Origin of the sequence: Patiriisocius marinus (assembly GCF_008974325.1) — a bacterium.
Lineage (GTDB): Bacteria > Bacteroidota > Bacteroidia > Flavobacteriales > Flavobacteriaceae > Patiriisocius > Patiriisocius marinus.
On record NZ_BKCG01000004.1, the window covers coordinates 15,079 to 36,768 of the forward strand.

Sequence of the window (21,690 nt, forward strand, 5' to 3'; positions counted from 1 at the left end):
TCATAATCTTATGTTGTTATTGGGATGAGTTCCTGTTTATCTGCAATAGCATTTTCTAAAACGTTAGAAAGCGCTGCTGTCGCTAGAGAGGTCACGATAATGATACCGGTAGTTTTTAAAAGTTCGGCACCTTTGGGTATCTGTAATTTGAATTCCTTCGATGGGTCATTCTTACCTAAATTGTAATAGATAAGCGCTTCGGCAAAACCTATTGCGAGTCCAGCGCCTGTAATGATTAATACTTTTTTATTCATAGTTATTTGGTGGCTTTTTCTTCCATTTTATCATACTTGGCTTTAATGTCTTTTTCGCCAGCTTCGGCACGTACAAAGTTGATTCCGTAGGTATTCATAATACCTCTGTGTGCACGGAGCAGAATCTTCTCGGCTTCCTTTTGCATCTTCACATTATCCTTATGCGCTGGCGGAATCAAATTAGCAATCGCGATAAAATGATTCTTGATTTTAGTGTGGCGCATCGGCTTGGGTTTCTTAGGCTCATTCTTACGCTTTTCTTCATTAAAGCGTTTGATTTTTAACCGACACGCCTTGATGTCTTTACTCAAACTATCCAGTTCTTTCTTGACAGTTTTAGTAGGTTCTTTGTCCTTTTTTGGAGCATCCTTTTTAGAATCGGATGATTCTTTTTTAGACGTCTCTTTGGATTGCTTCTTTTCGGCTTTCTCAGCTTTTATGGCTTTAGGCGCGAGACGTTCCACTAACAGAAAAACCTTTTCAATATTCTCCTTGGCAATCTCTTCAAAAGCCTTTTTATCGTTAGTTTCTTTGTAGTCATCCAGTATGTCCTGCACAGCAGTTTGTAAAGCTTCAGGCTGCACATTGCTCATATCGAGCGCTTGTAATTGTTGTATGGTCATCGTTTATTTTTAAGCTGCGATTAATAATTCTAGTTCCAGTAAGTCTAACGCTCTGGCACGTTCTTTTTCTTGAAGGCGTATGATTTCTTTAGCATCACTGCGTTTATCTTTCTGTTGCATTTTAGGATGCAGCATCTCATATAAAAGCATATCTGCTTCTTGTGCTTTTACATCAGACTTGCTAAAATCTTCAGAAGTTGATTTGATTACTTCCCAAGCCTTTACAGGATCAAGTTTGCTACCTGTGAGATCTACAATTTCATCTTGATTTTTAATCTTCAACGCCTTGAGCGCATCCTTGGTTATATTCTTAGTTTTATACATTGTCTATAATTTATGATCTATGGCATATTGTTGATGGTACAGCGGTTCCAGCGACCAAATAAAATCATTTGCTTCCTCCTGGTCTGCATAGTGAATGGAACACAACTGCGACGTTCCATCGGTTTTAAAACACTCGTAACGGTAACATTGTAGTGGATTATCTTCGTTTGAGATATCTATCGTAGTCCAGCGCAGGATGAGTGTGTTTTTACGCTTTCGCGAAAGCATAATCTGAAAATCTGTACATCGTTCTTTACAAGCTTTATTGATCTCAATCGCTCTGTCCATTATCTTATGAATGACACTTTGTTTTAAGGTTTTCTTATCCATTTGGCTGCAACTGATTTTTATAATTGGTAATGATTTGTGAGACTTCCTTAACTGCCGAATCCATCGAATAACTTTGTTCAAAGACGAATCCTTTTGGGTTTATCGCTTTCGCGAAAGCGGTACCCATACTAGCCGAAATAGTTCCCAAACCAGAAGGAATCGTGAGACCGAAATAGTTGCTCATCGCCACCAAGGATTTAAACCCACGAAACCTGAAATAACGTGGGTCACTACTCATCAATAGCAATTGGTTTTTATCCAGTTTATCCTGAAAACGTTTCACACGCACACAACCCATCGTGACCTGATTATTGAAAGAAGTGCCCAACATCACATTCACTTCAACCGAAACGCCACGCAGTTCCATAAACTCCACAAGCTCTGCACAAGCCAGACCTACATAAAGCAAATCGTTACCCTTTACGTGAGCATTTGCGCCAGCCATAATGTAAAGTTGAAGCGACGGATACGACATCTGTTTATCTTTGAAATAGGCAAACACACTCTTAACCGAAGTGAGCACTTTCTTGTTTCCCAATTCAATATTCATCTGACTTACAGAGGTGTTAAGTGGCGAAGTGGTATTGATAGGAAACTGTTGATACATTCCCATCGCAGCACGCTCAAAAGAAAACACTCCAAGACCACGATCATTATAAGCCATCTTTGGTTTTGGCATTACAAAATCGTTGAGATATTGTAAATAATGTGTGAGTTTCTCTTTAATTTTTGGCTGAATCTCAGCTACCAGAGGCATCCCTAAAAAGATACGATGTTCGTTAAGTTCTTTAATGTCTTTAGGCGTTGGTGTGCCGTACCAATCAGTTCCACTTTGTAGTTGACTATGGGTACTTTCTTCTATAAAATTCCAACGCGACTGATTTGCAGACGAGAGGTTTTTAATCTCATCATCTACAAAAGCATTGAAAACAAAGACACTATCAAATAAAAGATAGTTGTATTTGCCATCAGGACTTTTAAGTGTATGTTGTTTTGGTGCGCTCACGTATGCTCATAAAAGTAAATTTTGAAGTGGTGTGAGTTGCGTAACAGAATGGTACTATGGAACTATTTACGACATTTTAGTACTCAAATAATGAGATATATCCTTCTAATTTTTATCTTTAGAAATTGCTAACTAATAGTGACAACGATGAACCGAATTAAAGCCGTTTTAGAACAAAAAGGAATTAAACAAAAGTGGTTAGCAAAAGAGCTAGGCAAAAGCTATAATATGGTCAATGCCTATGCGCAAAACAGGCAACAACCCAGACTGGAAATTTTGAATGAAATCGCCACTATACTGGATGTTGATGTAAGAGAACTAATAGAGCCAACTAAGAAATAACTATGAATAAACAACAACTTGCTGCAAAAATTTGGGAAAGTGCCAACCAAATGCGATCTAAAATCGAGGCAAATGAATATAAAGATTACATACTGGGCTTTATATTTTATAAATACCTATCTGAAAAACAATTACAGTTTGCCCGTAAAAACGATTTTACTGAGGAAAATATAAAAGCACTAAGTGAGGACGATACAGAGACCGTTAAGTTCATCAAAAAGAGCATCGGCTATTTTCTATCTTATGATAATCTATTTCATACTTGGATAGAAGAAGGTGCAGATTTTAGTGAGGACAACGTAATTACGGCACTATCAGCTTTTAATAGATCCATCAGTCCCAAACATAAAAAACTGTTTGACGGTATTTTCAATACGCTAGAAACTGGTTTAAGTAAACTGGGCGATACCGCTGCAAAACGAACTAAAGCCATACGAGACTTGCTATATCTTATCAAGGATATCCCTATGGATGGTAAGCAAGATTATGATGTGCTCGGTTTTATCTATGAGTATTTGATTGAAAAATTTGCAGCTAATGCAGGTAAAAAGGCAGGAGAATTTTACACACCTCACGAGGTTTCTGTACTGATGTCTGAGATTGTTTCAGACCATCTTAAAGACCGTAAAGAAATACAGATTTATGATTCTTGTAGTGGTTCTGGATCTTTGCTTATCAACATAGGTAGCAGTATCGCAAAGTATATGGATGATAAGGACAATATCAAATATTTTGCCCAAGAACTTAAAAAGAATACGTATAACCTTACCAGAATGAACCTGGTAATGCGTGGCTTAAAGCCTGACAATATTGAGACACGCAATGGTGATACTTTAGAAGACGACTGGCCCTATTTTGATGAAAACGATCCAGTACATAGTTACAACACACTTTATGTAGATGCGGTAGTTTCTAATCCACCCTATTCTCAAAAATGGTCATCGGCAAATAAAGAGTCAGATCCTCGTTACTCGCGTTTTGGGCTAGCACCTAAAACCAAAGCAGATTTTGCATTTTTATTACACGATTTATACCATTTAAAGCCAGATGGTATTATGAATATCGTACTACCTCACGGTGTATTATTCCGTGGTGGTGAAGAAGGCAACATACGTAAACACCTTATTGAAGAAAACCACATAGATGCTATTATCGGTCTACCAGCTGGTGTGTTCTTTGGTACTGGTATTCCCACCATCATAATTGTATTAAGGCAAAAACGAACCAACACAGATGTACTTATCGTAGATGCTTCAAAAGGATTTATAAAAGAAGGTAAAAACAATAAACTACGTGCCAGCGATATAAGGCGTATTGCAGATGTGGTACGTGACCGTAAGGACACACCTAAATTTTCTAAAAAAGTAACGCGAGACACCATACGATTAAACGACTATAACCTAAACATACCACGTTATGTAGATTCATCGCCAGCAGCAGAAAATTGGGATATCTACGCTTCAATGTTTGGCGGTGTTCCTGTAAAAGAAATTGATGCTTTGCAAGAGTATTGGGATGCATTACCAGATTTGCGCACCTCACTTTTTGAAAAAACCACAGCTATAAATGCGCAATTAAAAGTAAACGACATTAAAGAAGGTCTCTATGCGCATTCTAGTGTTTCCGCTTTCGCGAAAGCGTACCAAGAAGCATTTCACAGCTTTGAGTCTTACTTAAATGATAGATTACTAAGCGATCCCACACAAATAGGTATCTCTAAAGAGCAAGTCATTTTAAGCAACGACATCTTTACCAGATTGGACGCTATTGCTTTAATAGATGAATATGAAGCCTACCAATTGCTGGATGATAAATGGCAAACCATAAAAGTAGATCTCGAGATCATACAAACCGAAGGAATCGAAGCCACGCGCATAGTCGATGCTAATATGGTTATTAAGAAAAAGAACGGTAAAGATACTGAGGTACAAGACGGTTGGAAAGGGCGCATTATGCCTTTTGAGTTAGTACAACAACTATATCTAAGTGAAGCATTAGTGGCATTGCAAGAGAAGGAAAACAGACTGGTGCAAATCGCTGCAAGTATAGAAGGCATATTTGAAGACCTTACTGAAGACGACAAAGAAGAAGAAACCGTAAACGAGGCAAAAATAGGCTTTACAAATGCAGCCGTAATTCGCGAGGCAAAACAACTGCGTGCTGCCCTTAAAAAAAATAGTAAGCTGATGTTAGAGCCTTATGAAAAAACAATTATTAAAGTAGACGGTTTACTTACCGAAGAAAAGAAATTAAAGAAAGAAGTAAAAACTGATGCTTTAGCACTGCACCTAAAAACCAAGGACACTATTGAAGCGGTAACAGATTCTCAAATTACCGAGCTACTCCAACACAAGTGGATTAAACCAATTGTAAAATCACTACACAATTTACCAGATAATACAATAGATACGCTTTCGCGAAAGCTACAACACCTTGCCGATAAGTATGCTACGACATACTCTGAGGTCGCCAAAGACATTAAACAAGCCGAAAATAGTCTTGCCGATTTACTGGAAGACTTGACAGGAAACGAGCACGATATGAAGGCAATGAATGAGTTCAAAAACTTACTTAAAACCGAAAATTAAGATGGAAGAAATTAAAAATGTTCCTGAAATTCGGTTTAATGGGTTTAACAGTGAGTGGGAAAGAAAATCACTTTCAATGTTAGCCAATTTAGGTTCAAGTAAGCGAGTGCATCGAGAGGATTATGTGCCAAAAGGAATACCTTTTTTTAGAGGCACTGAAATTTCGAAGCTTGGAGAAAATACGATTAACGAAGATTTACTTTACATTTCTAATAATTTATTTCAAAAATTAAAAAATGAATATGGTGTTCCACAAAAGGGTGACATTTTAATAACAGCTGTGGGAACAATTGGCAACGCTTATTTAATTGAAAAAGACTTTGACTTTTATTTTAAGGATGGAAATTTAATTTGGATAAGTAATATTGAAATCAACAATAAATATTTATCTACTTTTTTGAAAAATGGGATTGGCAAAAAGAGGGTTTTAGAAAGTGCCATTGGCTCTAATCAAAAGGCACTGACGATGGACAAGTTGGGTTTAATTACGATTGATTTCCCAGAGCTAAAAGAGCAAAAAGCAATAGGAACATTTTTCCAAAACCTTGACAATTCCATAAAAAACCACAACACCCAACTCAAAAAACTAACCAACCTTAAAAAAGCAATGCTCATTAAAATGTTTCCGCAGGATGGTGTAAATGTGCCAGAGATACGTTTTAAAGGTTTTGATGGGGAATGGGAGGAAAAATCATTTTCCAATATTATTAATCTGAATAGTGGTCGAGATTATAAGCATTTAGAAAAAGGTGGGATTCCTGTTTATGGTACTGGTGGTTATATGTTAAGCGTAAATGAAGCTTTATCATATGATGAAAATGCAATAGGAATAGGTCGAAAAGGAACGATTGATAAGCCATATATTTTAAAAGCACCTTTTTGGACTGTTGATACTCTATTTTATGCTATTCCTATTGGCAACAATGATTTAGATTTTATTAACTGCCTCTTTCAAAAAACAAATTGGAAACAAAAGGATGAATCTACTGGTGTACCGAGTTTATCAAAAGTCACAATTAATAATACTTGCGTTTCTATACCAAAAGAGAATGAACAAAAAGAGATAGGTAGTTATTTCAGAACCCTTGATAGTTTAATGGAAAACCATAAAGAACAACTCAAAAAACTCAACCAAATCAAAAAAGCCTGCTTGAGTAAGCTTTTTATATCACAAGACTAATCCCGCCAGTATATGACAACAATATTTCATAAAGAAAGTGATTTTGAAGCCGCTTTAATTGAAGCGCTATCGCATAAAGGTTGGGAAAGTGAGGTAATAAAAAACCCAACAGAAAAAGACTTACTAGACAACTGGGCAAGCATCCTTTTTGAGAATAACCGCGATATCGATAGGTTGAACGACCACCCATTAACCAGTGGTGAGATGCAACAAATACTGGAGCAAATTAATGAGCTGCGCACACCATTGCGATTAAATGGCTTTATAAATGGTAAAACGGTAACCATCACACGAGATAATCAAAAGGACACCTTGCATTTTGGCAAAGAAGTAAGTTTAAAAATTTATGACCGTCACGAGATAGCAGCAGGACAAAGCAGGTATCAAATCGTACAACAACCCAGATTTGACAAAAAGAAAGCCATTTTAGGCGACCATCGTGGCGATGTAATGTTGCTTATAAACGGTATGCCACTTATACATATAGAGCTTAAACGCAGTAATGTACCAGTAAGTCAAGCCTATAATCAAATAGAAAAATATGCTAAGGCTGGTAAGTTTTCTGGACTGTTTGCACTGGTGCAAGTATTTGTAGCTATGGAGCCTGCGCAAACCAAATACTTTGCAAATCCTGGTCCAGACGGCAAATTTAATAAAGACTTTTATTTCACTTGGGCAGACTTTAATAACGAGCCTATAAATAATTGGAGTGATATCGCAACCTCTTTACTCTCTATACCAATGGCGCATCAACTTATCGGTTTTTATACCGTACCAGATAGTAGTGATGGCGTACTTAAAGTAATGCGTAGTTATCAGTATTATGCTGCAAATGCCATTAGCGATAAAGTAGCTAAAACCGATTGGAAAAGTAAACAAGCACTTGGTGGTTATGTGTGGCACACTACAGGTTCTGGTAAAACAATGACCAGTTTTAAGAGCGCGCAACTTATAGCCAGCTCTAAAGATGCAGATAAGGTTATTTTCTTAATGGATCGTATTGAATTAGGTACGCAATCCTTAAAAGAATACCGCGCCTTTTCTGATGATGATGAAGACGTGCAAGCTACTGAAAATACAGGTGTATTGATTACCAAACTAAAAAGTGGAGATCCTGCCAATACACTTATCGTGACCTCTATCCAAAAGATGAGCCTCATCAACGAAGAAGAAGGCGCAAACGGAGCAGACATTAAAATAATGAACAGCAAGCGTATTGTTTTTATTATAGATGAAGCGCATCGTAGCACTTTTGGCGATATGTTGATTGTGATTAAGGAAACATTTCCTTGGGCAATTTTCTTTGGTTTTACAGGCACACCTATTGAAAAAGAGAACCAAAAGAAAATGAATACCACGAGTACCGTTTTTGGTAACGAGTTGCACCGCTACACGATTAGAGATGGTATCAGTGATAAAAACGTTTTAGGCTTTGATCCCTATAAAGTCTTAACCTATAAAGACAAAGATTTACGCACTGCTGTAGCGTTAGAAAAAGCAAAAGCACAAACCGTAGAAGAAGCACTTGCAGATACTAAAAAGAAGAAAATCTTCCTAAAGTATATGAATGATGTGGAGATGGCAGGCGCATATACAACTGCTGGAACTTATGAAACTGGTATTGAAGATCACATTCCAGAGTCACAATACGATAGATCACAGCACTATAATTTAGTGATAGAAGATATTTTGGACAACTGGTTGGTTTTGAGCCAGAATAGTAAATTTCACGCCATATTTGCCACCAGTAGTATCCCAATGGCAATAACCTATTATCGTGCGTTAAAAGCGGCTGCGCCACATTTAAAAATAACAGCATTGTTTGATCCTTCTATAGATAATAATGGTGGATCTGAATATAAAGAAGAAGCGCTTGTTGAAATTATCGAAGACTACAACGAGCGTTATGGTCAGGACTTTAAATTGCCCACCTTTGGTAAAATGAAAAAGGACATTGCTTCGAGAATGTCTCATAAACAACCTTATCAACGTATAGAAACAGCGCCCGAAAAACAATTGGACATAATGATTGTGGTAGATCAAATGCTAACAGGTTTTGATAGTAAATGGGTAAACACCTTGTATATGGATAAGCGTATGCAGTATGAAAATATCATACAAGCCTTCTCACGCACAAACCGACTTTTTGGACCAGATAAGCCACACGGTACCATCCGTTATTACCGCAGACCGCATACGATGCATCGTAATATAAATTCGGCAATTAAATTGTATTCTGGAGATAAGGCAATCGGGCTATTTGTGCAGCACTTAGATTTTAATCTTAGTGTAATGAATGCTACCTATTATGAAATAGAAGAGCTGTTTGAAAGCGCAGGTGTTTCCAACTTTGAAAAGCTACCAGATGATTTATCGGAACGTGGTCGTTTTGCTAAGCTATTTAATGAGTTCAATACTTTTATGGAAGCTGCAAGAGTACAAGGCTTTACTTGGAATACATTAGAATATATTTTTGGGAAAGGCAAAGATAGGAAAGTGATTCAACTTGCACTAGACGAAGATACCTACCTGATTCTTGTACTACGTTACAAGGAACTTTTAGGCATAGGTGGCGGTGGTGATTTTAGTTCACCTTATGAAATCAATGGACATCTTACAGAAATAGACACAGGTAAGATTGATGCAGATTATATGAACTCACGTTTTGAGAAGTACCTTAAAAAACTGCAAAGCAAGGATGTAAGTAAAGAAGAGCTGCAGCAAACTTTGAACGAGTTGCACAAATCCTTTGCCAGCTTAACACAGGAGCAGCAGAAGTACGCTAACTTGTTTTTGCACGATGTACAACGCGGTAATGCACAATTAGAAGCAGGCAAAACACTTAAAGATTACATAACTATCTACCAGTATAACGCAAAGAACGATCAGATTAGAAAAGTCGCTACCGTTTTAGGATTAGACGAAGCGCGCTTACGCGAAATGATGGACTCTGGTCGTACAGAGAAGAATATAGATGAGTACGGACGTTTTTCAGATTTAAAAGACACCGTTGATAAAAATAAAGCAAAAGTTTACTTTGAAGAGACTGAAGGTACAGCTATACCAGCGTTTAAGGTAAATGTTAAAGTAGATAAACTGCTACAAAGATTTATTCTGGAAGGTGGGTTTGAAATTTAGAGTAAATGCATAAAATGAGTTATAGTAAAATCAAGGAATAGTTTATGACAGCAGACGGTAAGATTGAAATTATGATTGCCTCATCAGTGTATGGTTATGAAGACCAGATAAACCAAATATGTGGCTTGTTTGAGCAAATGGGCTATCAACCTATAAGTTCACATTATAAAACGATGTTGGTGGATCCAGGACTTTCAAATATGGAGAATTGTTTAAATGCAGTAGAAAGCTGCGATGCTTTCTTTGGTGTTTTGAGGCCGTTTTATGGTTCCGGAGTTATTGAGGAAACATCAATAACTCACGAAGAAATGAAACGCGCCATTGCACTTAAAAAACCGCATTGGTTTATTGCACATCGAGACATTAGAGTTGCGCGTACACTTTTAAAGCAGTATCGATTTAACGATGACAGGTCTAAAAATGAACAATTCACATATTCAAGGACAAACATTTTAGATGATATTCGAGTTATTGATATGTATGAGGATACTATACAGAATGGTGTCCCTATCCCAGAACGTGTAGGTCACTGGACAGATGAGTATTTTGATATAACTGATATTATTAAGGTGATACAAACTCAATTTGCTGACACTGATAGAATTTTACAAATCATTGAAAATATGAAAGCATTATGAGCAATGAAAACTTAAATTATATTGATGACTTGCTGAAAAAAGAGGAATCATCAACTTTAGAATTCAAAAAGTCTGCTACTAAGGAAGTAGTTGCCCAGGTCTTATGCTCTTTCTTAAACAAAGATGGAGGGCAGTTAGTCGTTGGTGTAGAAGACGACGGATACGTTGTAGGTTTTAAAGACGCGCACGTGATCTCAAAACATATTCAGAAATATGTAGTATCCTCAATTGTTCCTGAGCCTGTAGTGTCCGTAGATATTCAAAATTTTAATGATGAGCAAATTGTAGTTTATACGGTATGGAAAGGAACAAGTCAACCCTATATTTATGATGGTAGCGTGTTTATGCGCTTTGGTAATGAAACGAGAAAGTCTTCATCTCAAGAACTTGCCGATATTATTCATAGTTCTTCTTTTGCTGTTCAAAGATGGGAAACAAAACCTGCCATAGAGGTACAAATCGAAGACATTGATTTATTTGAGATTAAAGATTGTATTGAAGATGTAAATAAGACAGGAAGAGAACATAATATTCCAGATGATCCTTTGCAGTTTTTGAGTAAGTATGGACTTTATAAAAATGGCGATTTCACTAATGCCGCAGTTATCCTATTTGGAAATAAGCCAGTTACCTTTTTTCCTCAAGTTAGAGTTCGATTAACCGTTTTTCAGAATACTAAAGAAGATGGAAATTTGCTTTATGATAAAATATTTGATCATAATTTATTTAAGTCAATAAGAAATATAACCGATTTTTTTGATTTGGCTTTTGGAGTATCGAGTTCTTTTAGTAATTCTGATTGGAAAAGATCTGATAAAATTAAATTTCCAAGATTAGCCATTAGAGAAGCACTTTTAAATGCATTTATACATCGCGATTATTCTTCATTTTCCAGTAGTATAGCTATTAACATCTATCCTAATAGACTTGAAATTAATAGTTATGGAAGTTTACCTGAAGGTGTATCTGTAACATCACTTTCAGAAGATCATTTATCTATACCGGTTAATCCAGACATAGCGCATATGTTCTTTTTAAGAAACTGGATAGAGAAAATAGGAATAGGAACAGTAAAGATGATAGCTAATTGTAAAGAACTTGGTTTTAAACCTCCTATTTGGGACGTTCAAGATAATACTGTTTCTGTAGTGTTTCCTGATGTAAGTATTCCTTTTAAAGTAAATGAGGGAATAAATGAGGGAATAAATGAGGGAATAACTTTACTACTTAATGAACCAGTAAATGAGGGAATAAATGAGGGATTAAGTGAGGGGTTAAAAGATTCTTTAATAGAGATACTTAATGTAATAGATACTGAAGAAAGTATAAGAGCATCAAATATTACAGATATTTTAGATAAACCTTATAAAACTATAGAACGACATATCAAACTACTAAGAGATATAGATGCAATAGAATATAAAGGCTCTAAACGAACTGGAGGCTATCAAATCACAGAACATCTTAGAAACTTGATTAAATGACAGAAGAAGAGAAACAAATTTGGACATCAACCATTAAAAATGTTCTCAGAGAAAATGAAGAATGGGATGACAAAAACGCAAGTGAACGCTATCACGTAGTTTTTGAAGACATAAAGATGCCGCCAAAAGTTGTCTTGGCAAGAGTATTTGATCACATTGAAGAAAAATATCCTGAATTAGAGCTCAAATCAGTCGGTGGCGGTGTTCCCACAAATCAATTTTTAGAAGACTTTGGTTTTAAAATAATAGAAGACCTATTATTTAATAATACAGATTCAAAAAAACTAAAAAAGCATATTGATAAGAAGGTAAATAACAGATCATTATTTCAAGACTTTATCAATTTTGGATCTCAAATTTTAAACGACCTAGAGATTGAAGTTTATAAGGTAAGAATGGCTTTAGAAAGTCAAGGTAATCTTTCGGTCATTGTAGGTATGCGTGCTGCGTATTCTTATAACGAAAAAGATAGAGTGTCTCAGATAGGCTTTTTGGTAAGTACATCTTTCAAAGAAAAACATAGCGATAATTACGACTTCGTTTATGAATACCCATATAAAGGCAATCCAGATCAATGCTTTATAAAAATAGCAGTAGATGATTGGAATGAGATAGATAGCAAGCTTTTACAAGAACATAAAATACAGTTCAAGCTTCAATATGACGAGATCAAAAATTCAAAACGAACACAATGGAATGTAGAAGCAAAAACAACAAATAATGCTTATAAGTACATCCTTTTTAAGAATGAAAATATTGAAGATTTTATGACAGATCAAATAACACAAGATTCAGATATGGATTTAGTCCAAGCCTTAAGAGGCAAATACAAAAGAATCTGGCGATGCGCTGACTCCAATAAATGGGATGTTTTGAAAGAATACGATCTGTTGACATTTGACTGGTTAAATAATGATATAGATTACCGATCTATTAATATAAAAAACTTAGAAAGAGGACAACGAGCTATTGAACCTTGGGTTAATCAAATGAGAAGTGGCGATTTAGTATTTATAATGGGTAAAAATCAATACAATGGGATAGCTATTATTGAGTCCAGTTATAAATATCAAGAGAATATTATTGATATGGGTAGCAACGGTGAGAAACCATCCGTAAAGATTTCTTATATACACAAACTCGATCGACCAATCGATCACGGAATGCCATCCCACAACAATCCTACGACATTTGCCTATATCGATAAATATAGGTTTAGCTTAGAAAACACTGTAACGATGCTAGAGCAAAAAGTTCCTGAAGCATACGAAGCACTATTGGATCTGATAAAGAATAGTTCAAATCAAACAGGTAAAAAGAATAAGAATAGTGAAAATAGTTCTGAGGTAATAAACCAAATCCTTTTCGGTCCACCAGGAACAGGGAAAACATATCAGACGATTAGTACGGCGCTTTCTATAATAGATCCAGAATTTTTTAGGACTAATAAAAAGAATAGAGAAGCATTGGTAGCTAAGTTTAAAGAACTCACAATTTCAAATTGGACAGAAACTTCTGGACAAATAGCATTTTGTACTTTTCATCAATCATTTACTTATGAAGATTTTGTAGAAGGTATCAAACCAAAAGTAGTAGATGACAAGGATATCATTTACGAGGTGCAAAAAGGTGTTTTTAAAGCACTATGTGATCGAGCCAGAACTGCAACTAATGACACCTCAGATTTTGATACTGTTATAAGCAAGCTTCAAAATCATATACTTGAAAATGGCGTAGTAACGCTACAAACTAATCGTGGGAATAAGTTTGATGTTAATTATACGGGACAGACTACTTTTAGAATAAAACCTCACGAGTCCACACAAGAAAACCCACAATATCCTGCAGCGATAGATAATATTCGTATGCTATATGAAGGCGCTCCTTTAACAGATGTGTACAATCCTTCTTATGTAAAAGGCATACTGGAACATTTATTTGAAGAATATGGCTTATCTAAATTTGAGGAAGTAAAAGACAATGACAAACCTTATGTAATCATCATTGATGAAATCAATCGAGGAAATGTAGCTGCCATATTTGGAGAGCTCATAACTTTAATAGAAGTAGATAAAAGAGCTGGTGGCAAAGAAGAGTTGAGTGTCATTCTACCGTATTCTAAAAAAGAATTTAAAGTACCAAACAATGTACACATCATAGGAACTATGAACACTGCCGACCGTTCTGTAGAAGCACTAGATAGTGCTTTGAGAAGACGATTTAGTTTCAAAGAAATAATGCCTAAATATGATGTTATTCAAAATCACCTAAAAGAGAAGAACAACTGGAATGATTTAGAAATACATTCTATTTTAGAAAAAATCAATAAGCGGATTACACGATTGGTAGATAGAGATCATCAGATAGGACATTCTTATTTCCTGAACTTTACAGATAGATCAAATCACGGAATTACTCAGAAACTAAAGAGTATTTTTTCAGAAAATATAATCCCTTTACTTCAAGAGTACTTTTTCAATGATTTCAATAAAATAGGTTTGGTTTTAGGGAGAGATTTTTTAAAAGCTGTAGAAAAAGATAAAAACATTTTTGCAGATTTTCCTGAAGGTGATAGTGGTAATTATGAAGACGACATTTTCGAAATCATCGATCCAATTGATATGAAAAACGACCAGTTTCTTGCAGCCATTCAAAAGCTTGTTAATTGATAATAGATAATCATCAATATAAACCATTACAATTTTTTGAATATGACAGAGTCACTTTCAAGGGTAAATGGAGCGATCCTAAGTTTAATAAAACTCACTTTGAGGCTTTTGAGCAATATTACATAGCTAATCCTGACACTTCATTTTTTGAACTTATTCCTAATGGTGTGCGATTCAAACAATATGTTGGTGTAGTTCAGATAGGTAAAACAACTATCGAGGTGCTTCCCAAAGCAGGTAGGCATTCTGAAAAAGATGTATGGCAAGGTGTTTTGTTGGATATGCTTAAAGCCTGCCATTTACTTACTGCGCGTAATACAGGAACTGCCCAACTACGATTAAAGTCTAATTCGCTATTACATCTCTACTTTGAATTATTTTTAAATGAAGTAGAACTGCTTATAAAAAGAGGCCTTATTAAAAAATACAGGCGAGAAAATGCGCAAGCAAAATCATTAAGAGGACCTATTCAGTTTGCAAAACAAATTGCAAATAATACCATTCACAAGGAGCGCTTCTACATTAACGATAGCCTGTACGATAAAGATCATCACATCCATCAAATTTTAAATGAAACAATAAGAGTAATCTCCCATTTTACTGATGAAGCCGTCGTGCGTGACAAACTTAACCGAGTTAAGGCATTATTTCCAGAAACAAAATCACTGAAAGTAGTAAGTTCAGATTTTAAAAAGATTCCGCTTTCGCGAAAGCATATACCATATGAAAAAGCGCTTCTTATATCTGAGTTGATTCTCTTAAACTATCGACCAGATATCAAGTCAGGAAGTCGTGATTTAATTGCTCTGATGTTTGATATGAACAAACTATGGGAAGAATACATACTACAATCATTGAGGCGTGAAGGAAGCGATAGATTTACTATACGAGGTCAAAAGCAAAAAGTTTTTTGGAACAACTCTAAAGTTATCAAACCAGATATCGTAATTGAAACTAAAGATAAAGTCAACACCTATATCGTTGATACTAAATGGAAAGTAGTTAATGATGGTAAACCTGGCGATGACGATTTAAAACAGATGTATGCTTATAATTACAGATGGAATTGTAATCATAGTATGCTTTTATATCCATCTACGACAGACCAAACTAAAGTAAAAGGACAATATTTTAAAGCAGAAGATGGAAAAAGCCATTCCTGTGAATTAGCTTTTGCTCAAGTTTTAGATGGTAAAACATTAAATAAAAATATAGCGAAGGAGATATTACATTCGTTTGAGAATAGTAAAGAATCAATCGAGAATGTTCCATAGATTAATCATCCAATCCGCCTCTTAAACTCAGTTATAAAGGCCTGTTTCATACCACTACTTTTATAAGAATTCAAGAATCCTTCAAGGTTAATTTCGGTCTTGATATGTTCTGCTTTTTCTTTAGTCATTGCAATGAAATAACTGTGTAGAGCATCCTTCAAGGTTTTACCATTAGGCATCTTGCGATAGGTCTTGCCAAACTCATCTTTCATTCCAGTTTCTCGCTTCATTTCAAGCTCGTAGGCACGTTCAAAGTTGAGCATTGTACGAAGTGTCATAATATCTTCCGTATCGTCGTCGCCAGCTTCTTTGCCTTCGTACTTAAGAATCGATTTTCTAATGGTTAAACAAATATCTACGACTGCTGGATAAACGAGCTGTCTTTCTAAGGTTTCATTAAAACCAATGCGGTAAATACAACCGCTAAAACGATCTAATAATGAAGCATCTTGTTTGTTATTTCCAACGTAGTTTCCACTTGCGCCTTTACCAATAACATTACCCGTAGCAATACAGCCAAAGCTTCTATGCTTTTTAATAGGCTCATTATTTCCATTAAAGATGATAGCATCTTCACGCGCACTTTTTGCCAATGCATCATTTAATAATCCAGCAGTATTAGCATCAAGCTTTGGCATTTCGTCAAGGATTAAAACCTTTCCATCACGCCAAGCTTCGATAAGAGCTCCTTCTTTATAACCTGAAATAGTTTGACCACCTTTAATATCAATAGGCGAAGTCCATTGATTACAATTCACAATAGTAAATGGCAATTCCTGTCCATCATTTTCGGCTCGTCCTTTTATGGCGTATGCTATTTTCTCGCCTATGGTCGTTTTTCCTGTTCCGGCACTTCCCACTAAGTATGGATTGTTCCCAACACTTAAATCATCCATAATTTTCATAAACTGTGGAATCTGTTGTACTTCTGGGATATCTAATTTTCTGTTGTTCATTCTTAATTTCTTTTTGCTTTTTTGAAGAGCTTATCGGCAGCTTCGTTGGCTTCTTTTTTGGTTGAGTAGATACCATCGATTACATCTGCATCCATACCACGCCTAAATTTATTCTTGAGTTCTTGCATCGTTGTCGATTGACCATCAAATATGGATTTTCGAGTTCTGTAAAGTGGTGTGTACACGATGTACATTTTGTTAGGATTCACTTTCATCTATTTCAAAGCAATTTGTAGTTGATTAATTAATTCATCGATAGACGCGATTTGAGCGATGGTATCTTCATAGAAAACACGACCTAAATCTTGAGCGGTGTAATACCCAAAAACAAATTCTGCATTCCCATCTTCGTGTAGATTATTCAAAATAAAATAACCCATTGCCTCAATCGCTTCGTGTAATGGCAAGTCTCTTGCTTCTTCAATGATGGTATTAAAATCGTCTTTAATACCTGTCTGAAGAATCGTTGTTTTCCAATCTTGGTAAGGTTCTTCAACATTCTTAAAAATGGGAATGAGCGAATAGTTGTATTTCTCTTTATCGGTTAGAGGTCGATTGTAAATCACTAAACCAAATTCATAATCTGCAGATGGTTCTTCATAACTCACAAAACCAATAGTAGGATTACTTCCTTGGCCATACGCCCGACCTAATTGATACTTAAAATTTCCTTTTTTCTGTTTGGTCTGTGCTTTCCAGTCCGTTTCATTTTCAATTTCCCAATCTTCGAGTTCACGAGCTTTGCCCATATACTGCACTTGAAAAGCATCCAATCGATTTAGAAACGGTTGCAGGTTTTCCAAATGTAATGCGCCAGTCATATCGCCAGCATTTTGCACAAAATCTGGTAATTCGTCTTGTGATTGACCAGATTCTCGTCTTAATAACGAACGTAGTTTTTCGTCAATTACCGCTGGATATAAATCCTTTTTGTCTAAATAGACTTGATAGTAATTATCACTTATTCGCTTTGCGCGAAAACTTAACTTGTGATCTGCAAAGAAGTCATCTAAATCCAATTTGCTAATAATTGGATACGCTTCAGAAACGGGAAGCAATGCCGAATCTGCCTCGCCTTCTTTGCCAAAGTCTCTATGCAATAGGATTCCATTCTTGATGGTTCCTTCTTTGGTATTGTATTTAATCAATTTGTTTTGAGTACCGATCTGACCTGAAGCACCTACGATATTCTCGGTTAGAATGTGTCTGCGTTCACGTTTTGAAGATGCTTTTTTTATAAGTTCATTCCATTCCAAATTTACCATTTGCACATCTGCATCGGTAATGCCACGACTCTCTGTAAATACCTGGCTAATGAAACTCTGCTCGGCAGGCTGTAAACTGTAGGTTAAAATCTTACGGGAATCTGTAACACCAAATTTTAAACTGATATTACTCAACGTATATGGGTTCTTACCAGATTTCCCGACGCTCACACCCAAGAAGATTCCCCAAGATGGTTTAATGGTCGTACCAATAAACGGAACACGAATCACATCGCCAATATTCCACATATTTATATAGCGCAGAATGATGCCTTGAATATTTTCTAAACCAGCAATATAAGTGGTAAGCTGAGAAGTCTTCTGATTGATAAGGGCTTCAAGTTTATTCCAATCCGATAGAATCTTTTCATTCTCTTCTTCGGTTTCTCCGCTACCTCTTTGTGGTAATATTTCACGATCTTCTTTTAGTTTTTCTATGACTTTGAATCGCTTTGCTTTTCGGTCTTCTAACAATTTAGGATACGCTTCGTTGATTTGATCTTCTAACTTTAATCGCACCGGAACTGGTTTTTCGCCATCGAGTGCATCTTGAATACGTTCATCGATATCTTGTTTGGTGAAAGGTCTCTTCAGATTATTGATGATGGTAATATCTCGAACCGTGTCTTTACCAAACGGCGTACGACCGCCTTGACCTTTTTGAAACAGGAAACGCTTTTTTACTTCGGCATCGAGTGGTAAGAATTCAGTTTCCAAGTCATAGGTTCCTTGTTGTTTTTCTAGTTTGATTTGATGGTCGTAACGCTCTAATAAATCATCATACAAAGCATCTTGATCTTCCACTTTTAATAGTCCAGCTCTTCCTGTCAATTGACGAATAGCACCTTCTTTGAAACCATTACGCTCATAAGAAATAAAGCCTCGCTTATCGGTTTTCTTTTGATAGGTAGGATAACCCAATTGTTCCATCATCTCTTGGTTTTCATCTACCCAATTCCACGCAGCGATATCTCCATATTTGTTTAGGAAGTCGGCACTTTTCAGCGTGTCGTCATTCGTCTTTTGTGATCCTGTGGTGTTCGCATCAAGCGATTTTAATTTCGCTTTAAGCATTGTCATTAAACGCTTTTCGGTAGGAATGTCGCTGGTTATATAATAGTACTCTGGCAAGTTCACTTGACCAGTACGATTGATACGACCACGTTTTTGAACTTCGGTATTGATATCCAATTCAAACTGATGCACAATCATTGCACGTTGACGCTGATCTTTAAAATCTTTACTCGCGTGTGCAGAAGATCCTGTACTACCACTTTGATTAATAAGCAGCACATCATAATCGCCACTATTAAACATTCTAAAAGAGCGTTCTGTATTACTTCGAAAAGACTCTACAGCCGCTTCATCATCGGTTAAATCGATACGTTGATTACGACCGGTAACTTCTGCTACTTTAAAGAACATATCCGAATGTCCGCCTAAGTGTTTGGGTTTCTTTTCGGTTTGTAATAAATGAATCAACTCGTCAATGGGCGAAATAGAAAGTCCCGAACTTTCTAATAACATTCGTTTTTTGATGTCGTTGTATTTTTCAATACCATTCTGAGGCAATTCCTCTAACTGAATACGTTCTCTGGTTTTTTCGCCATCAATCGCCACATAATTATAGTTGAAGATTCCGTCAAGTCCTTTTACCAAAGTTCTAACAAAGTCCAGTTGTTCTTTAGGAATGACATCGCCACTTACTAAATTCAAATCTTTCAAGAACGCACCCATTGTGGATTTGAATGCGATGACTACCTTTTTGTCTTCCTTCAGTAATTTGATGGTGTGTGCTACCACATCTTTGACTTTCAAAGCAAATAGCATTTGGTCAATGATATTGAACACACGAGAGAAATATGGCGATTGTTTTACGCCAAGTCCTCTTGGTTTTGAAGACATATGCTCTCCTTGCGCTTTCGCGGAAGCGTGAACATCTGCCAATAATGGCGCAACAAATTCCTGCTCAAAAGCGACCACATCATTCATTAAACTAATGATGCGATTCACACTCTCACGACTCTTACTGCGTTGTGGTTCGGCATCCAGTGTAATATAATCTACATTGATACCTTCGTTGGAACGCTGACGTCTAATGAGCTGACCACTTTCTGAAAGATTTGAAGCTACAATTTCTTGCAGCGCCAATCCGCCACTTGTCATTGAACGCACAAAATTCGAGTCGGTCAATCCTGTTTCAGCGATGGCGGTTTTCTTCGCATAGAAAGGCATCACTTCTGGATATTTGGCGAACGTAGCACTCAAAAAGCAACAGGCTTTAGTTTGCGGTAAGACTTCGCGCATCCAGGTACCGATGATAGAATCGAAACCACCAGCCATATGCGACTCGTCGAGAATGAAGATGAGTTTCTTGTATTTCTTACTTCCGTCGATTCCGTTATTTACCATTTTTTCAATCCACATTCGTTTATATGGATGTGCAGATTGCACCTGAGAATAGGTGGCAAAAATCATATCGTAACCCAATGGTAGATGGTCGAGCGTCAATGGAATTTTAATCGTTGGCATTTTGTCGGGATCTGGTAACTTCTTACCAATCTTTTTATGGTATTCAATAGACTCTGGACTCTCCGTTGGAAATTCTATTTCGTTTGAAATCAAGTCAGCTTGGGCAGAACTACTGAGTGGACTAAATACCACATTACCATCTGCATCTTTAATCTTTGCATTAGTATCTGTATTGACAATAAAAGGTCTAATATTTTCAAAACCTATCGCTTTCAAATCGCGATACATATCGGTAAACAAGTCTGGTTTTTTAGTGAAAAAGACAGGAATATAATCGTTCATAACTGCGTGTCGTATCACCGCAGCAGCCTGCCGACCTTTTCCTATTCCTGTCTGATCTGCTATAATTATGCCTTGCTCATTCTCAAATTGCTTGAGATACAAACCAACCGCATCAACCTGTTCTGCGCCCAATCCACTCCACAATTGTTTGGTAGATTCGTACTTTAATTGGTTACGCACATAATTATCAATATTGCCTTTTGATTTCACAATACTGTTGAGCGACTTCTGAACCTCAAATGCCATATTACGAGGAATAAGCGTATTCATTCGGTATGGAGCTTTTGACTTTGGAACGTATTCCACTAAAGCACTTTCTTGCGTGGCAAGTTTTGCAACTTCTTCGGCATCTTGCTTAAAATCTGCCTGTTCTATTTCTAATTCTTGATTACTCATTCTTATGTTGGGCTAATGCTTCTAAATAGGTTCTTAGTGTAATTTCTGAATACAGCTGAATCGCTTCTTCTTTACCCATTCCGCTTCCATAAAGCAGGGAATCTTGAGGCGCAGTTTCATCCAGTTTATCCCAACTTTCTTTAAGCGTCCAGAGTGCGAGTTGCATCTTGTCTGTATTGGCAAGAAAGTCAGCTATTTCTCCTACCGATTTCCCTTCGGTATAGACCAGCTCCAGATAATCTTCAATAAGAGCAATTGGGTTTTCACCTTTCGCAAAAGCGTGTTCCACCAGTTGATGTAATTGAATGTAAAGCGCTGCTTCGTGATCTTCATAGCGTTCAAAAGGTTTTGTGTTTGTGACCATAAAGAGCTTTGTGCTCGTGTCGTTAGGCATTAATTGATTATTGAA

The 21,690-nt window shown here is 36.4% G+C and carries 17 protein-coding genes; 8 read left to right on the top strand and 9 right to left on the bottom strand.

Translation table 11 applies throughout. From position 1 onward, the window contains the following. Positions 1–8: 8 nt before the first annotated feature. The 5 genes from GBH57_RS08510 to GBH57_RS08530 are packed head-to-tail and all read right to left on the bottom strand — an operon-like array spanning position 9 to position 2,537. The gene (locus tag GBH57_RS08510) at positions 9–254 is read right to left on the bottom strand and encodes a hypothetical protein (RefSeq protein ID WP_151674056.1); all 246 of its coding nucleotides are present in this window, start codon (positions 252–254) and stop codon (positions 9–11) included. A gap of 2 nt (positions 255–256) precedes the next feature. Beyond that, on the bottom strand, positions 257–877 hold the full coding sequence (locus GBH57_RS08515) for a hypothetical protein (protein ID WP_151674058.1): 621 nt from the start codon (positions 875–877) through the stop codon (positions 257–259). 9 nt (positions 878–886) lie between these two features. Next, positions 887–1,201: a hypothetical protein gene (locus GBH57_RS08520; protein ID WP_151674060.1), complete on the bottom strand. Its 315-nt coding sequence runs from the start codon at positions 1,199–1,201 to the stop codon at positions 887–889. Between the two features lie 3 nt (positions 1,202–1,204). Beyond that, a complete protein-coding gene (locus tag GBH57_RS08525) occupies positions 1,205–1,531 on the bottom strand; it encodes a hypothetical protein (RefSeq protein ID WP_151674062.1) in 327 nt (108 codons plus the stop codon). Then, positions 1,524–2,537 carry a DUF7192 family protein gene (locus GBH57_RS08530; protein ID WP_151674064.1) on the bottom strand — a complete coding sequence of 338 codons (1,014 nt, stop codon included), beginning with the start codon at positions 2,535–2,537 and terminating at the stop codon, positions 1,524–1,526. The genes GBH57_RS08525 and GBH57_RS08530 overlap by 8 nt, the downstream gene beginning before the upstream one ends. A 147-nt stretch (positions 2,538–2,684) precedes the next feature. On the opposite strand from GBH57_RS08530, the gene GBH57_RS08535 reads away from it, so the two are divergent. Genes GBH57_RS08535 through GBH57_RS08570 form a run of 8 tightly spaced genes read left to right on the top strand, consistent with a single transcriptional unit; the run spans position 2,685 to position 15,850 of the window. Beyond that, positions 2,685–2,879, top strand: coding sequence for a helix-turn-helix transcriptional regulator (locus tag GBH57_RS08535; RefSeq protein WP_151674066.1), 195 nt, complete (start codon positions 2,685–2,687; stop codon positions 2,877–2,879). Positions 2,880–2,881: 2 nt separating this feature from the next. Next, the gene (locus GBH57_RS08540; protein ID WP_151674068.1) at positions 2,882–5,467 is read left to right on the top strand and encodes a type I restriction-modification system subunit M; all 2,586 of its coding nucleotides are present in this window, start codon (positions 2,882–2,884) and stop codon (positions 5,465–5,467) included. A 1-nt stretch (position 5,468) separates the two neighbouring features. Next, positions 5,469–6,647, top strand: coding sequence for a restriction endonuclease subunit S (locus GBH57_RS08545; RefSeq protein WP_161596082.1), 1,179 nt, complete (start codon positions 5,469–5,471; stop codon positions 6,645–6,647). A gap of 12 nt (positions 6,648–6,659) precedes the next feature. Beyond that, positions 6,660–9,785, top strand: a complete 3,126-nt coding sequence (locus tag GBH57_RS08550) for a type I restriction endonuclease subunit R (RefSeq protein ID WP_151674072.1) — start codon at positions 6,660–6,662, stop codon at positions 9,783–9,785. 44 nt (positions 9,786–9,829) lie between these two features. Next, the gene (locus GBH57_RS08555; protein WP_151674074.1) at positions 9,830–10,423 is read left to right on the top strand and encodes a DUF4062 domain-containing protein; all 594 of its coding nucleotides are present in this window, start codon (positions 9,830–9,832) and stop codon (positions 10,421–10,423) included. Next, the gene (locus GBH57_RS08560) at positions 10,420–11,907 is read left to right on the top strand and encodes an RNA-binding domain-containing protein (protein WP_151674076.1); all 1,488 of its coding nucleotides are present in this window, start codon (positions 10,420–10,422) and stop codon (positions 11,905–11,907) included. The genes GBH57_RS08555 and GBH57_RS08560 overlap by 4 nt, the downstream gene beginning before the upstream one ends. Continuing rightward, positions 11,904–14,576 carry an McrB family protein gene (locus GBH57_RS08565; RefSeq protein ID WP_151674078.1) on the top strand — a complete coding sequence of 891 codons (2,673 nt, stop codon included), beginning with the start codon at positions 11,904–11,906 and terminating at the stop codon, positions 14,574–14,576. The genes GBH57_RS08560 and GBH57_RS08565 overlap by 4 nt, the downstream gene beginning before the upstream one ends. Continuing rightward, positions 14,573–15,850: an McrC family protein gene (locus tag GBH57_RS08570; protein WP_151674080.1), complete on the top strand. Its 1,278-nt coding sequence runs from the start codon at positions 14,573–14,575 to the stop codon at positions 15,848–15,850. Before GBH57_RS08565 ends, GBH57_RS08570 begins: the two co-directional genes overlap by 4 nt. A gap of 5 nt (positions 15,851–15,855) precedes the next feature. Here the strand turns inward: GBH57_RS08570 and GBH57_RS08575 are convergent, their stop codons facing one another. The 4 genes from GBH57_RS08575 to GBH57_RS08590 are packed head-to-tail and all read right to left on the bottom strand — an operon-like array spanning position 15,856 to position 21,675. After that, complete coding sequence (locus GBH57_RS08575; RefSeq protein ID WP_151674082.1) at positions 15,856–16,806, bottom strand: AAA family ATPase; 951 nt, start codon at positions 16,804–16,806, stop codon at positions 15,856–15,858. A gap of 2 nt (positions 16,807–16,808) precedes the next feature. After that, positions 16,809–17,015 (bottom strand): hypothetical protein, encoded by a 207-nt coding sequence (locus GBH57_RS08580; protein WP_151674084.1) that lies wholly within the window; start codon positions 17,013–17,015, stop codon positions 16,809–16,811. Positions 17,016–17,021: 6 nt separating this feature from the next. Then, positions 17,022–21,281 (bottom strand): strawberry notch C-terminal domain-containing protein, encoded by a 4,260-nt coding sequence (locus GBH57_RS08585; protein WP_151674086.1) that lies wholly within the window; start codon positions 21,279–21,281, stop codon positions 17,022–17,024. After that, the gene (locus GBH57_RS08590) at positions 21,274–21,675 is read right to left on the bottom strand and encodes a hypothetical protein (RefSeq protein WP_235904674.1); all 402 of its coding nucleotides are present in this window, start codon (positions 21,673–21,675) and stop codon (positions 21,274–21,276) included. The genes GBH57_RS08585 and GBH57_RS08590 overlap by 8 nt, the downstream gene beginning before the upstream one ends. Between the last annotated feature and the right edge of the window lie 15 nt (positions 21,676–21,690).

Excerpts from the sequence above, each read along its gene's own strand:
- GBH57_RS08510 (WP_151674056.1), bottom strand. The coding sequence starts at position 254 with ATGAATAAAAAAGTATTAATCATTACAGGCGCTGGACTCGCAATAGGT.
- GBH57_RS08515 (WP_151674058.1), bottom strand. The coding sequence starts at position 877 with ATGACCATACAACAATTACAAGCGCTCGATATGAGCAATGTGCAGCCT.
- GBH57_RS08520 (WP_151674060.1), bottom strand. The coding sequence starts at position 1,201 with ATGTATAAAACTAAGAATATAACCAAGGATGCGCTCAAGGCGTTGAAG.
- GBH57_RS08525 (WP_151674062.1), bottom strand. The coding sequence starts at position 1,531 with ATGGATAAGAAAACCTTAAAACAAAGTGTCATTCATAAGATAATGGAC.
- GBH57_RS08535 (WP_151674066.1), top strand. The coding sequence starts at position 2,685 with ATGAACCGAATTAAAGCCGTTTTAGAACAAAAAGGAATTAAACAAAAG.
- GBH57_RS08540 (WP_151674068.1), top strand. The coding sequence starts at position 2,882 with ATGAATAAACAACAACTTGCTGCAAAAATTTGGGAAAGTGCCAACCAA.
- GBH57_RS08545 (WP_161596082.1), top strand. The coding sequence starts at position 5,469 with ATGGAAGAAATTAAAAATGTTCCTGAAATTCGGTTTAATGGGTTTAAC.
- GBH57_RS08550 (WP_151674072.1), top strand. The coding sequence starts at position 6,660 with ATGACAACAATATTTCATAAAGAAAGTGATTTTGAAGCCGCTTTAATT.
- GBH57_RS08555 (WP_151674074.1), top strand. The coding sequence starts at position 9,830 with ATGACAGCAGACGGTAAGATTGAAATTATGATTGCCTCATCAGTGTAT.
- GBH57_RS08560 (WP_151674076.1), top strand. The coding sequence starts at position 10,420 with ATGAGCAATGAAAACTTAAATTATATTGATGACTTGCTGAAAAAAGAG.
- GBH57_RS08565 (WP_151674078.1), top strand. The coding sequence starts at position 11,904 with ATGACAGAAGAAGAGAAACAAATTTGGACATCAACCATTAAAAATGTT.
- GBH57_RS08575 (WP_151674082.1), bottom strand. The coding sequence starts at position 16,806 with ATGAACAACAGAAAATTAGATATCCCAGAAGTACAACAGATTCCACAG.
- GBH57_RS08585 (WP_151674086.1), bottom strand. The coding sequence starts at position 21,281 with ATGAGTAATCAAGAATTAGAAATAGAACAGGCAGATTTTAAGCAAGAT.
- GBH57_RS08590 (WP_235904674.1), bottom strand. The coding sequence starts at position 21,675 with ATGCCTAACGACACGAGCACAAAGCTCTTTATGGTCACAAACACAAAA.